We start from the raw sequence: 13,322 nt of genomic DNA on the forward strand, positions 1-13,322 counted from the left end.
GGGATTCTCATGCGCAAGGCGTTGATCGCGTTTGGACCGTTGCTCATGCTCGCAAGCGCCGCGCTGGCGCAGGCTGGCAAGCCCGAATGGGGGACGTTCGGTGTCGATCAGGCGTCGATGGACCGGTCGGTTCATCCGGGTGACGATCACTGGTCCTACGTCAACGGCAATTGGGCGAAAAATACCGAGATTCCCGGCGACCGCGGTGCGCTTTCGCAGGTTCAGCGGCTGAACGACGTCTCCGCCGCGCAGGTTCGCGAAATCCTCGAGGAGATGATCGCCAAACGCGCGACCTTGACCGGCGATGACGCGCGGATGGCCGATTACTATGCGACCTTGATGGATCAGGCGGCGATCGATGCTGCAGGCGCCGCGCCGCTGCTCGCCGACTTGAAGCCGGTGCGCGATGCCGCCGACCGGTCGGCGCTCGCGGCGCAGCTTGGCCGGCTGTCGCGCGACTGGCAGGGCACCCCGCCGATCGGGCGCATGCCGCGGTATTTCCCCTCGCCCTTCCCGACGGGCATCGGCCAGGACAGCAAGGACCCCGGCGTCTACATGGCGGGCTTCAGTCAGGGCGGCCTCGGCATGCCCAACCGCGACTATTATCTGAACAGCGACGCGGAAAGCGCGAAGACGCAGGACGCCTATCGCGCGCATGTCGCGAAGATGCTGGTGCTGACCGGCGTTCCCGCCGCCGAAGCCGCCGCACGCGCCGCCGCCGTCTATGCGTTCGAGCGCGGCATCGCCGAGGCGCAGTGGACGCTCGCCGACAGCCGCGACGCCGACAAGACCTACAATGTCTGGACGCTCGCCGACCTGAAGGCGAAGGCGCCTGGCTTCGACTGGGCCGCCTATCTCGGCGCGCTCGGCCTCGACAAGCGGCCGAACCTCATCGTCGCGCAGCCGTCGGCGGCGACCGGCATCGCCAAGCTGATCGGCGAGACGCCGCTGCCCGTGCTGAAGGACTGGACCGCCGTGCGCCTCGCCAAGGACCGCGCGCTGGCGTTGCCGTCGGCGTTCGCCAAGGAGGAGTTCGCTTTCTCGGGCGGCGTGCTCGGCGGCGCGACCGAGAGCCCGGCGCGGCAGTCGCAGGCGGTCGAGCTGACCGCCGCGGCGCTGACCGATGCGGTGTCGAAGCCCTATATCGACCGCCACTTCCCCGCCTCGACCAAGAAGGCGATGGACGAGCTGGTGAAGAACGTCATGGCCGCGATGGACCGTCGGCTGACCAACCTGTCGTGGATGGCGCCGGAAACGAAGACCAAAGCCCGCGCGAAGCTCGCCGCCTTCAACCCGATGATCGGCTACCCGGAGACGTGGCGCAGCTATGAGGGGCTGCAGGTCGTGAAGGGCGACGCCTATGGCAACCTCAAGCGCGCCGGACGCTTCGACTATGACCGGCAATTGGCGCGCATCGACGGCCCCGTCGACCGCAAGGAATGGTGGATGATGCCGATCACCGCCAACGCCTATGCGAGCTTCGAGAACAACGTCATCGTCTTCCCCGCCGGCTACCTCCGCGCGCCGCACTTCGACCCCAACGCCGACCCGGCGGTGAACTATGGCGCGATCGGCTATGTGATCGGCCACGAGATCAGCCATCACTTCGACGACCAGGGATCGAAGTTCGATCCGCAGGGCCGCCTCAACCGCTGGTGGACCGATCAGGACCTCGCCCGCTTCAACGAGCGCAAGGCGAAGCTGGTCGCACAGTACGACGCCTATGAGCCGCTGCCGGGGCTGCACATCCGCGGGCAGCAGACGCTCGGCGAGAATATCGCCGACAACGCCGGCCTCGCCATCGCCTATGATGCCTACCAGCTGTCGTTGGGGGGCAAGCCGGCGCCGGTGATCGACGGCTTTACCGGCGACCAGCGCTTCTTCATGGGCCGCGCGCAGGTGAACAAGGTGCTATTCCGCGAGGCCGAGTTGCGCAAGCAGGTGGTGTCGGGCGTCCATTCGCCGAGCAAGTGGCGGACCTGGGCGGTGCGCAACCACGACGCCTGGTACCAGGCGTTCGGCGTGAAGCCGGAGCACAAGCTGTACCTGCCGCCCGCCGAGCGCGTGAAGATCTGGGAGTGACTGTCCGGTCCTGAACGCTGGCGACCACCGCTGTTCGGAAACGGACAGCGGTGGGGCTGCATTTGTAGCCTTGTAAAACAGTCGTTTTGATATTTAACAATGACTTATGGCACTTGGCACGGCTCCTGAAAGGGAAGAGGCGTGGGTGACACCACAGCCTGACCCCCTCGAAGGAAGATCGAAATGACCGCCCCCCTCGCCAAGAATCTGATCTGTACCCTCGGCGCCGCTGCCGTGTCGCTGACCTTCATGAGCGCCGCTGCCGGCCCGGCGCGTGCCGGCGCCGCCACCGTGTCGGTCGCCGACCTCGACCTGTCGAAGGCGGCCGGCCAAGAGATGCTGGTCCGCCGCGTGAAGGCGGCTGCCGACGCAGTGTGCGGCGAAGGCCGCTCGGCCCGCGAACAGCGTGACCGCCGCCGCTGCGTGGCCGAGGCGATGGACGACGCTTTCATGTTTGCCCCGACCCGCGCGTGATCGTGACGCGCGTGCCCTCCGCCGGGCCATCCCCCTCCCGGCCCGGCGGAGGCTCCCATCCGGTGGATGAGGAGACCGTGCAATCGCTGCAACGCGCCTTGACGAAGGCGCGGGAAGCGACGGCGGCGCCAAAGCGCAAGCCGACGGGTATCCTCTAGACTCCCCTTGCCGCGCCGCCCGCTTGCGGGAATGATCCGGTCTTGAGGGAGACTGGCATGGCGACGGAAATTTCACGGCGGCTGCTGTTGGGCGCCGCATCGGCCGGAACCGCGCTGGTGGTTGCCGGTCGCAGTCATGCGCAGGCGACGCCGCCGCGCCCGCTGTTCGGCCCCGCCGCGGGCGTCGCCCAGCTTTCCCGCAACGAGAATCCCTACGGCCCCAGCCCCGCCGCCATCGAGGCGATGGCGCGTGCCGCGTCGCAGGGCTGCTATTACCCGGATGCCGGCATCGACCGGCTGACCGCGATGATCGCCGAGCGCAACGGCGTCGGCGCGAAGCAGGTGGTGATCGGCGCCGGCTCGACCGAGCTGCTATCCTCGCTGGCGCTGGCGTGGATGAGCAAGGGCGCGATCCTCTGCCCCGACCTGTTCTGGGATACCACCGTCGCCTACGCCGCGAAGAAGGGCGCCAAGGTCAAGCGCGTGCCGATGAAGGCGGACATGAGCGTCGACCTCGACGCGCTGGCGGCTGCGATCACGCCCGACGTGGGGATGATCCACCTGTGCAACCCCAACAACCCGACCGGCATCCTGATCGACAGCGACGCGCTGCGCGCCTTCCTCAGGAAAGTGCCGTCGCATGTGCCGGTGCTGATCGACGAGGCCTATAACGAGCTGACGGCGCGTCCCGACTCGACCTCGGTGGTCGGCTCGATCAAGGCGCATCCGAATGTTGTGGTGGCGCGCACCTTCTCGAAGATCCACGGGCTTGCGGGCCTGCGCATCGGCTATGTCATCGCGTCGGAGGAGAACGCCGCGACGATCGATTCCTATGTGATGAGCATGGGCGGAACGACGGCGGGCATCGCCGCCGCCATCGCTACCTATGACGACCAGCCGTTCCTCAACTTTTCGAAGGCTCGCATCGTCGAGGCGCGCGGCATGATCTACGACGCGGTCAGGAAAGCCGGCCTCACCGCGCTGCCGGCCGAGACCAATTTCGTGTTCGTGAAGGTGCCCGATGCCGACGCGATGAAGAAAGCGCTCGCCGAACGGCAGATCGTGGTGCGCGGGGCCTATGGGCCGTGGAAGCAATGGTCGCGTGTCTCGACCGGCAAGATCGAGGACGTGAAGCGATATTGCGAGGCGCTGCCGCAGGTGGTTGGCGCCTGACGCCCGCACTGGCAGAAGCGGGACGATGATCGCCCGCCTGCCGCCCATCCCCGCCTGGTCCGCCGCGCTGATCGCGACGCTCGTCGGTTTCGGCGGCACCATCGCGCTGGTGGTGCAGGCGATGCGCCATCTCGGCGCCTCGACCGATCAGACGGCATCGGCGGTGACCGCGCTCTGCCTCGGCATCGCGGTCGGCGGCGCGGCGCTTTCCTTCCGGCTGCGCATTCCGGTCGTGCTCGCGTGGTCGACGCCCGGCGCGGCTCTGCTCGCCGCCGCACCCGCCGGCCTGTCATGGCCGGTGGCAGTCGGCGCCTTCCTCTCGGCAGCGGCGATGATGGTGGCGGCAGGGGCGATCCCGGCGTTCGCGCGCGCGGCCGAGCGCATTCCGACCGGCATCGCCGCCGCGATGCTCGCGGGTGTGCTGCTGCCCTTCTGCCTGCAGCTCTTCCGCCTTGCCGCCGTCGATCCGCTGCTGGTCGGGCTGCTGCTCGCCGTGTTCATCGTCGCGCGCCGGCGGCTGCCGCTCTACGCGATGCTGCTGGCGCTCGCCGCCGGCATGGCGCTGACCTTGCTGCGCGGCGATATCAGCGCGCTGCCGCCGGGCGATACGCTCGGCAGCCTCTCGGCCATCGTTCCCGCATTCGACGTTCGCGTGATCCTCAGCCTCGGCCTACCGCTGTTCCTCGTCACGCTGGTCTCGCAGAACCTCCCCGGGCTCGCGGTGCTGCGCAGCGCCGGCTACGAACCGCCCGCCCGGCCGCTGGTGCTGGGCAGCGGACTGGCATGGCTCGTGACCGCGCCGTTTGGCGCGCACGGCGTCAATCTCGCCGCGATCACCGCCGCCATCTGCACCAACGCGGAGGCGCATCCCGACCGCGACAAACGCTGGACGGTCGGCGTCATCTACGCGGGCTTCTATCTGCTGCTCGCGCTGATCGCGCCGATGGCGGTGCGGCTGTTCCTCGCGCTGCCGACCAACGTCATCGCTGCGCTCACCGGCCTCGCGCTGATCCCCGCGCTGCTCGGCGCGGTCGAGACGATGCTCGGCGACGAGACGACGCGCGAGCCGGCGATCCTCACCTTCCTCGCCGCCGGGTCGGGGCTCACGCTGTTCGGCCTCGGCTCGGCCTTCTGGGGGCTCGCCGTCGGCTTTGTCGCGCTGGCGATCCTCCGCCGCTAGAAGCTCTTCGGCAGCCCCAGCACGTGTGTCGCGACATGGCTGAGGATCAGGTTGGTCGAGATCGGCGCCACCTGATACAGCCGCGTCTCGCGGAACTTGCGCTCCACGTCATATTCCTCGGCAAAGCCGAAGCCGCCGTGCGTCTGGATGCACATGTCGGCGGCGTACCATGAGGCTTCGGAGGCGAGCAGCTTCGACATGTTCGCCTCGCTGCCGCAGGGCTCGCCGGCGTCGAACATCGCCGCCGCCTTGTCGACCACCGCGGCGGCGGCCGTTGCCTGCACATGCGCGCGGGCGATCGGGAACTGGATGCCCTGGTTCTCGCCAATCGCGCGGCCGAACACCGAGCGTTCCTTGGCATAGGCCGACGCGCGGTCGATGAAGAAGCGCGCGTCGCCGATGCATTCGCTGGCGATGAGGATGCGCTCGGCGTTCATCCCGTCGAGGATGTAGCGGAAGCCCTTGCCCTCCTCGCCGATGAGGTTCTCCACGGGCACGCGCAGATCGTCGAAGAACAGCTCGGTCGTCGCATGGTTGAGCATGGTGCGGATCGGCCGGATGGTGAGGCCGTTGCCGACCGCCGCGCGCATGTCGACGAGCAGCACGCTCATGCCGTCCGATGGCTTTGCCACCTCGTCGCGCGGGGTGGTGCGGACGAGCAGCACCATCAGGTCCGAATGCTCGGCGCGGCTGATCCAGATCTTCTGGCCGGAGACGACATAGTGATCGCCGTCGCGCCGGGCGAAGGTGCGGATGCGGGTGGTGTCGGTACCGCTGGTCGGCTCGGTCACGCCGAACGCCTGCAGGCGCAGTTCGCCGGAGGCGATGGCGGGCAGGTAGCGCGCCTTCTGCGCCGCTGATCCGTGCCGCAGCAAGGTGCCCATCGTGTACATCTGGGCATGCGCAGCACCCCCGTTGCAGCCCGATCGATGCACCTCCTCGAGGATGGCGATGCCGGCGCCCAAGCCCAGGCCGGAGCCGCCATACTCCTCGGGGATCAGCACCGACAGAAAGCCCTCGCGGGTGAGCGTCTGGACGAAGTCGGTCGGGTAGGCGCGCTCGCGGTCGAGCGCCCGCCAGTATTCGCCGGGAAAGGCGGCGCACAGGCGGCGGACGGACTCGCGGATATCGGGATAGCTGGGTTCGGTCATCACCGGGCGAAGCTAGGCGCTCCCCGCCGCCGCGTCCAAGCCCTCGTAAACATCAGCCCTAACGAAAAGAGGCGGGCCGAAGCCCGCCTCTCTCTGCTCGAAAGCCCGAAGGCTTAGAAGCGAACGCGGGCGCTCACCGCGAACTTGCGGCCGAGCGCGTCGTAGGTCGACGGATAGGTGTTGCCGCTGTTAAAGGCGGTCACGCCGACCGTCGCGCCGACGAGCGGCGGCGCCTTGTCGAACAGGTTCTCGACCGAGAAGGTCAGGCTGATGTTCTCGGTAACGCCGAACCGGGTCGACAGGTCGAAGTAATGGTAGGCCGAGATGCTGGCGAAGTCCTCGTCGACCACGCACGGGCCGGCGAGCTGCGCGGCCGCGGTCGCGCCGCAGGTCGTCGGATCGCCCGCCGCCGCCGCAACGTCGTCGGCGAACTGCGCCGCCTCGAACGTCACCGCGTCCATGTACCGCCACAGCAGCGACACATCGACATCGCCGAAGCTCAGCGTGGTGCGCTGCGAGAACTGGTACTTCGGCTGGATCGAGGCGCAGCTCGGCGAATAATAGCCGACGCATTCGCGGTCGATCGCCGTCGGCGTCGCCTTGAACTTCGAGTCCTTGTTGTAGGTGCCGACGAACCCGAGCGCGAGGTTGGCGAAGCCGAGATCGCGCGAGTAGTTCGCCGTCAGGTCGATACCGCGGTTGGTCAAGGTGCCGAGGTTTGAGCTGGGCTGGAACAGGCCGGTGGTCGTCGCCGGGTTGCCGTTCAAATTACCCGTATTCGGATCGCGGCCGATCGCGGTGCAGGCGGCGGTCAGCGACGCGCCAGCGGGCGGCGCCGTCGGGGTAGCGCCGAAGCAGGCGGTGATGACGTCGCCGGTGGTCGGGAACGACACCGCGTCGTTCACCTTGATGTCGAACCAGTCGATGGCCAGGCTGAGGCCCGGCACGGACTCCGGCTGGAACACGAAGCCGACGGTATAGGTGTCGGCCTTCTCGGGACGGAGGCCGAGGTTACCGCCCGCCGTTGTGTTGGCCTGGCCCGCGGTCGGCGCCTGGATCGAGCCGATGACGAACGCCGGCGCGCCCTGCGCCAGGCAGATGTTGCGAAGCTCGGTATTGTTGAGCGGCGCGGTACCCTGGCACGGATCGGTGTTGAGCGCGGTCAGGCCGACGGCCTCCGGCGAGAACAGCTCGCCGATGTTCGGGGCGCGAACCGCCCGCGAATATTGCCCGCGGATCTTCAGGCCGGCACCCGGTTCCCACTGCAGGCCGACCTTGTAGGTGGTCGCATCGTAGTTGGGGTTGCCCGGCGCCTGCACTTCATACTTGGAGTAGCGGACGCCGGCCTCGACGCTGAGGCTTTCGAAGAAGGGCTTGTCCTCAACGAGCGGCGCGATGAGCTCGGCGAAGACTTCCTTCACATTGTAGCCGCCGTCGACGTTCGGCGCTGCGCCACCGGCGCCGCCGAGTTCGCCCGGCTGCTGCGACAGCGAATCCGCCTTCTGCAGCGCGGTGTAGTGGCGATATTCGGCACCGACCGCGAAGCCGACGCCGTCTTCCGACCAGGGCGAGGTGAAGCCGAGGTCACCCGAGACGGTGCCGCGAACCTGCGAGAGCGAGGTGCGGTTGGTGGTGGTCGCTTCCGCCGTCTGGAACGCGATCGCGGCCGGGGTCAGTGAGCCCTCCGGGCCGAAATAGTTGGCCGGAACGCAGCCGTTGGCGGTGTTCAGGCAGGCGGTGGTGCTGGTGGCCAGCAGCGCCTGGCGCGCGCGCGATGTCAGGATGTAGCCCTGCAGCGTCTGGATATTCTCGCTCTCGCCGTATGCGCCGTTGAAATCGTAGCTGAGCGAGTCCGAGAAATCGCCGCGCACGCCGACCATGTAGTCGAAGATCGTGGTGCGATAGTCGGAGATGCGCGGGCCGGCCTCGGTGGTGCGGCGGCTGAGATTGGTGGTGAAGGTGCGATAGGCCGGGTCGGCGGGATTGGTCGCCAGCGCCGCCGCGGCGCACTCCGCCGGGGTGATCGTCTGGATGCCGGCGGTGTTCAGGTTGCCGACGGTGCCGGCGTTGCCACCCGAACCGTTCGCGCCGCCGTGCTGGAAGTCGTTGTTCGCGCAGAACTGCGCGCGCAACGCCGCCGACATGAAGGGGTTGGAGACGGGGATCGTCACCGAGGTGGCGAAAACGCCAGACGGCGCGACGATGGTCTGCACGGTGTTCTTCGAAAACAGGCCGCGCGTGTAGATTTCAACGCCGTCGGTGATCTCGTAATTCGCCTGGCCGAACATGTTGAAGCGTTCGAACGGCGTCTGGAAGATGTTGTACGGGTTGAAGTTGAACGGCGCGTAGACGCCCGGCACCGTCTGCGGACGGACAGCGCCGCCGAGCGCGGGATCGACCTGGCGGTTGCCGGTGAGCAGGCCCGGCGCCGGCGTCGCCGCCGGAATGCCCGCGCGGGCGAAGGAGAAGGACGAGGGAACGGCCGTGCCCGAACCGCCGCCGACCGCGCCGGTGTAGCTATCGACGTTCAGGAACGAGATATCGCGCGCGCCCTGATAGATGGCGTCGGTTTCCTGATAGCCGACCGAGAACACCGCGTTGCCGCGACCGTCGTCGAAGTTCGCGCCGATCGTCAGGTCGGCGCGGAAGCGGTTGCCGTCACCTTCCTCGGTGATCTGCTCCGAAAGGTTGACCTCGGCGCCGGCGAAATCCTTGCGCGTGATGAAGTTCACAACGCCCGACACGGCGTCGGCGCCGTAGGTCGTGGACGCACCACCAGTCAGCACTTCGGTGCGCTGGATCAGCGCCAGCGGGATGTTGTTCAAGTCGACGCGTCCAACGAAGTTCGACGGCGCGATGCGCTGACCGTCGAGCAGCACGATGTTGCGGTTCGACCCCATGTTGCGAAGGTTCACATAGGAAGCGCCGCCGTTGCCGTTGTTGACGGCCGAACCGATCGATGGGGTCGCACCCGGCAGCTCGCGCAGCAGCTCTTCGGCGACGTTCGCCTGCTGAAGCTCGATCTCGTCCTGGCCGATCACCGACACCGGGCTCGATGCCTCGAGGTTCGGGTTACGAATCAGCGAGCCGGTGACGACGATCTCTTCCTCCGCCGCGACATCGGTGTCGGCGGCGGTCTGCGTCTGCGCCATCGCGACGCCCGGCACCGCGGCGCTGAACGCCGCTGCCGTCGTCAGCAGGGCAATCCGCCGCCGCTGGAACATGTTCGAGATCATATAGGCTCCCCTCTGCATGAAAGTCTTATGCCGGCGAGCGGGATGCGCGCCGGTGTGCGACGGGGAGTTCAACATTGATTTCATCCAGTCCAGCACTGGAAAAGGACGAGCCTATATTTCGAAACAGGATTGTGACTGGCCTGCATCTATTTGCATATACTGGTGAATACATATTCTCATTCGGCTGTTTATTTCTTTCACACTTATGTGAAAGGTCGTCACATCCTTGCATCACCTGAATTTAAGCGGCTGCCTGCGCCTGTTCATGGGTCTGGTGAGCCCGTTCGTCGGCCGCCTCGCCCGTTGGTGACGGCAGCGCGGCACCTCCCGACTTCGCGCCCCTCCCCACCCGCGCGATGCGCCACCTTGGCGCCCACGCAAGCGAGCGAGGGGCAAGAGATGGCGAGCGTTCCGATACGACAGATCGACCTGGCGGAGATGGCGGCGCCGACGCCGCTGCTGACGCGCCCCTACCGATCGCGCAACGCCATCCTGATCGCCGCCCGCGCGCTGTTCCGCGACCGGCCGGCGGACAGCGTCAGCGTCGAGATGATCGCCGCCCGCGCCGGGGTGACGCGCCGCACCGTCTACAACCAGTTCGCCGGCGCCGCCGAGCTGTACCGCGCCACCCGCGAAGCGCTGGTGATGGAGGTCGCCGCCCTCCTGCCGTTGGGCGTCGCCGCCGACCTGCCGCCGCGCGCGGCGCTCCGCTCCTATTGCTGCCTCGTCGCGCAGGCCTTCGCCGATGCGCGCTACGCCGAGCTGACCACCTCGGTCGTTCGCGACGGCTGGGCGGCGCCATGGCTGATCGATGCCTGGCACCGCCATATCCGCCTGCCCGTGCTGCGCGGGCTTGAGGCGCAGCATCAGGCGTTGCGCACGGGCGGGGATGGTTCGCGGCAGACGGCGGTCAACCTGCTCGCCGCGATCGAGGCGGTGACGGTGGCGGCGCGGCTGCTGCCCGGCCTCAACGCCGACATTCCCGACTGCACGCCCGAGCTCGTCGACGCCTTCCTCGCCAGGCTCTGCCCGCCGGCGGCGCTGGCATGAGCGCCCGCATCCAGCAGCTCCGCGCCGACATCGCTGCCGCAGCACTTCCGCTGTTCCTCGCCCGCCCCGGCGCCAGCATCCCGTTGCGCGAGGTGGCGGCGGCGATGGGCGTCGACTTCTTCGTCGTCTACCGCCAGTTCGCCGATCGTGACCGCCTGTACCAGGCCGCCGTCACCCCGCTGGTCGACGGCATCGCCACCCGCGCCGCCGCCGCGCCGCGCAAACCCAGGTCGGTCGGCGATGCGGTGACCGGGCAACTCCGCCACATCGCCGAGCTTTTCCAGACCCGCGCCTATCGCGAGCTGCTGTATCTCGTCATGCGCGATGGCGCGCTGCAGCCGTGGCTCGAAGACGCCTACCGCACCCGCATCGCCGCGCCGCTCGAACGCGGCATCGAGGCGGCGGTACGGCGCGGCGGCGAGGCGCTGGGCATGACGGTCGGCATCCACCCCGGCACCGCCGCGCGGGTGCTGCGTCAGCTTGAGGCGACGCTGGTCGCACCCGCCCTGCTGCCCGGCGCGGAAGCCGTGCTGCCTGCCGATGTCGAGGCGGCGCGCGACATGGCGGCGAGGCGGCTGATGGCGGCGACTTACGCGGTCGATCTGACCGAACCCGTCGCGGCCTAGCGACAACGTCACGAGGCTGCGGCATAACCCGCTTCCAACGGAGGCGGGCGCGTGGATATCGAGCATCTGAAAAGCTGGATCGGGCGCGAGGAGCGCGCCGCGCAGATCGCCTCGCCCGAGCCGATCGCCGGCCTCGCCGCGCTGCTCGATCATGGCAGTCCATCATGGCCTGAAGGCACCGTGCCGCCGCTCGGCCATTGGCTCTATTTCAGTCCGCGCACGCCGCAGTCGCAGATCGGCGAGGACGGCCATCCGCTGCGCGGCGGCTTCCTCCCGCCGGTCGAGCTGCCGCGCCGCATGTGGGCGGGCGGCGCGGTGAAGTTCCTCTCGCCGGTCGCGATCGGCAGCGAGCTGGAGCGGGTATCGACGATCGAAGATGTCGCCGCCAAGACCGGCGCCAGCGGCGACATGGTGTTCGTCACCGTCCGCCATGTCATCCATGCCGATCGCGTCGCCGCGATCGAGGAGCGGCAGGATCTCGTCTATCGCGACGGCGGTTCGGCGGGTGCGGCGCCCGCGCCGGCGGAGCCCCGCGCTGCCGACACCAGCCGCACGATCACCCCCGATCCGGTGATGCTGTTCCGCTATTCGGCGCTGACCTTCAACGGCCACCGCATCCACTACGACCGCGACTATGCGCGCAATATCGAAGGCTATCCCGGCCTCGTCGTGCACGGTCCTTACGCTGCGACCTTGCTATTGGACCTGTTCCTGCGCGAGAAGCCGGCTGCGCGGGTGACCGGGTTCACTTTCCGGGCGCAGCGGCCGCTGTTCGACACGGCCCCCTTCACCGTCAACCTGTTGCGCGGCGACGCGACCGCCGAGGCCTGGACCGCCAGTGCCGACGGCCGGACTGCGATGACCGCGCGCATCGATTGGGAGACCTGATTTGCGCGACGTGGTGATCTGCGATCCTTATCGGACGGCGGTGGGGCGGTTCGGCGGTGTGTTCAAGCCGCTGCACGCGCACGAGATCGGCGCGCAGTTGCTGCGCGGGCTGGTCGAACGTACGGGGCTTCCGGGCGACCAGGTCGATGATGTGCTGTTCGCGCAATGCTACCCGTCGATGGACGCGCCGGCGCTCGGCCGTGTCGTCGGCCTCGATGCCGGGCTTCCGATCACCGCTGGCGGCCTGCAGATCGACCGGCGCTGCGGCTCCGGCCTGCAGGCGCTGATCTATGCGGTGATGCAGGTGCAGAGCGGCGGCTCAGACCTCATCATCGCCGGCGGTGCGGAATCGATGAGCAACGCCTCCTTCTATTCGACGCAGATGCGCTGGGGCGTGACCGGCCCGGCGATGAAGTTCGACGATTCGCTGGCGCGCGGACGGGTCGTGGCGGGCGGCTGCAACTATCCGGTGCCCGGCGGCATGATCGAAACCGCCGAGAATCTGCGCCGCGACTATGCCGTGCCGCGCGAGGAGCAGGACGAATATGCCGCGGAATCGCATCGCCGCGCGGTCGCCGCGCAGGACAGCGGCGTCTTCGCCGAAGAGATCGTGCTCGTCGTCGTGAAGGGCAAGAAGGAAAGCGTGACCGTCGACACCGACGAGCATCCGCGCCGCGGCGTTACCGCCGAAGCGCTGGGCAAGCTTGCCCCGCTGACCAAGGACCCCGAAGCCACCGTCACCGCCGGCAACGCCAGCGGCCAGAACGACGGCGCGTCGGCGGCGATCGTCACCACCGTCGAGAAGGCCGCCGAACTGGGCCTGACGCCCTATGCGCGGCTGGTGTCATGGGGCCTCGCGGGCGTGCCGCCGAAGACCATGGGCATCGGCCCGGTGCCCGCGGTGGCGAAGGCGCTCGATCGCGCCGGCCTCAAACTCTCCGACATCGATCTTATCGAGCTAAACGAAGCCTTCGCCTCGCAGGTGCTCGCCTGCACGCGCGAATGGAAGTTCGGNTCGCAGGTGCTCGCCTGCACGCGCGAATGGAAGTTCGGCGCGGAGGATTTCAAGCGCACCAACGTCAACGGCTCGGGCATCTCGCTCGGCCACCCGGTCGGCGCCACCGGCGGCCGCATCCTCGCCACCCTGCTGCGCGAGATGAAGCGCCGCGACGCGCGCTATGGGCTTGAGACGATGTGCATCGGCGGCGGCCAGGGCCTCGCCGCGATCTTCGAGCGGCACACAGGCTAAGGGTCTGAACTCACCAAGAATGGCATTCGGGATGGCAGCGAGAGGCTGTCTGGCG

10 protein-coding genes are annotated in these 13,322 nt (G+C 68.2%); 8 read left to right on the forward strand and 2 right to left on the reverse strand.

Features of this window, described 5'->3' with window-relative positions; translation table 11 throughout:
- The first annotated feature begins 9 nt into the window (after positions 1-9).
- The 4 genes from ACFOMD_RS03115 (at position 10) to ACFOMD_RS03130 (ending at position 5,067) form a co-directional block, all read left to right on the forward strand.
- On the forward strand, positions 10-2,082 hold the full coding sequence (locus ACFOMD_RS03115) for a M13 family metallopeptidase (RefSeq protein ID WP_380856651.1): 2,073 nt from the start codon (positions 10-12) through the stop codon (positions 2,080-2,082).
- Between the two features lie 183 nt (positions 2,083-2,265).
- Positions 2,266-2,556: a UrcA family protein gene (locus tag ACFOMD_RS03120; RefSeq protein ID WP_380856654.1), complete on the forward strand. Its 291-nt coding sequence runs from the start codon at positions 2,266-2,268 to the stop codon at positions 2,554-2,556.
- A gap of 215 nt (positions 2,557-2,771) precedes the next feature.
- Positions 2,772-3,887, forward strand: a complete 1,116-nt coding sequence (locus tag ACFOMD_RS03125) for a pyridoxal phosphate-dependent aminotransferase (RefSeq protein WP_380856657.1) — start codon at positions 2,772-2,774, stop codon at positions 3,885-3,887.
- A 25-nt stretch (positions 3,888-3,912) separates the two neighbouring features.
- Entirely contained in the window at positions 3,913-5,067 is a 1,155-nt protein-coding gene (locus ACFOMD_RS03130; RefSeq protein WP_380856660.1) for a benzoate/H(+) symporter BenE family transporter, read from the forward strand.
- On the opposite strand, the gene ACFOMD_RS03135 is transcribed toward ACFOMD_RS03130, so the two are convergent.
- Together ACFOMD_RS03135 and ACFOMD_RS03140 are read right to left on the reverse strand one after the other, a co-directional pair.
- On the reverse strand, positions 5,064-6,218 hold the full coding sequence (locus ACFOMD_RS03135; RefSeq protein ID WP_380856714.1) for an acyl-CoA dehydrogenase family protein: 1,155 nt from the start codon (positions 6,216-6,218) through the stop codon (positions 5,064-5,066). The genes ACFOMD_RS03130 and ACFOMD_RS03135 overlap by 4 nt on opposite strands.
- A 113-nt stretch (positions 6,219-6,331) precedes the next feature.
- A complete protein-coding gene (locus tag ACFOMD_RS03140) occupies positions 6,332-9,454 on the reverse strand; it encodes a TonB-dependent receptor domain-containing protein (protein ID WP_380856663.1) in 3,123 nt (1,040 codons plus the stop codon).
- A gap of 399 nt (positions 9,455-9,853) precedes the next feature.
- Here ACFOMD_RS03140 and ACFOMD_RS03145 point away from each other — a divergent pair, with 399 nt between their 5' ends.
- Genes ACFOMD_RS03145 through ACFOMD_RS03160 form a run of 4 tightly spaced genes read left to right on the forward strand, consistent with a single transcriptional unit; the run spans position 9,854 to position 13,267 of the window.
- Complete coding sequence (locus ACFOMD_RS03145; RefSeq protein WP_380856666.1) at positions 9,854-10,504, forward strand: TetR/AcrR family transcriptional regulator; 651 nt, start codon at positions 9,854-9,856, stop codon at positions 10,502-10,504.
- Positions 10,501-11,130, forward strand: a complete 630-nt coding sequence (locus ACFOMD_RS03150; protein ID WP_380856669.1) for a hypothetical protein — start codon at positions 10,501-10,503, stop codon at positions 11,128-11,130. Before ACFOMD_RS03145 ends, ACFOMD_RS03150 begins: the two co-directional genes overlap by 4 nt.
- A 51-nt stretch (positions 11,131-11,181) precedes the next feature.
- Positions 11,182-12,018: an FAS1-like dehydratase domain-containing protein gene (locus tag ACFOMD_RS03155; RefSeq protein ID WP_380856672.1), complete on the forward strand. Its 837-nt coding sequence runs from the start codon at positions 11,182-11,184 to the stop codon at positions 12,016-12,018.
- A 13-nt stretch (positions 12,019-12,031) separates the two neighbouring features.
- Positions 12,032-13,267: an acetyl-CoA C-acetyltransferase gene (locus ACFOMD_RS03160; RefSeq protein ID WP_449329073.1), complete on the forward strand. Its 1,236-nt coding sequence runs from the start codon at positions 12,032-12,034 to the stop codon at positions 13,265-13,267.
- The last annotated feature ends 55 nt before the right edge of the window (positions 13,268-13,322 follow it).

Origin of the sequence: Sphingoaurantiacus capsulatus, assembly GCF_042648405.1 — a bacterium.
Taxonomy (GTDB): domain Bacteria; phylum Pseudomonadota; class Alphaproteobacteria; order Sphingomonadales; family Sphingomonadaceae; genus Sphingoaurantiacus; species Sphingoaurantiacus capsulatus.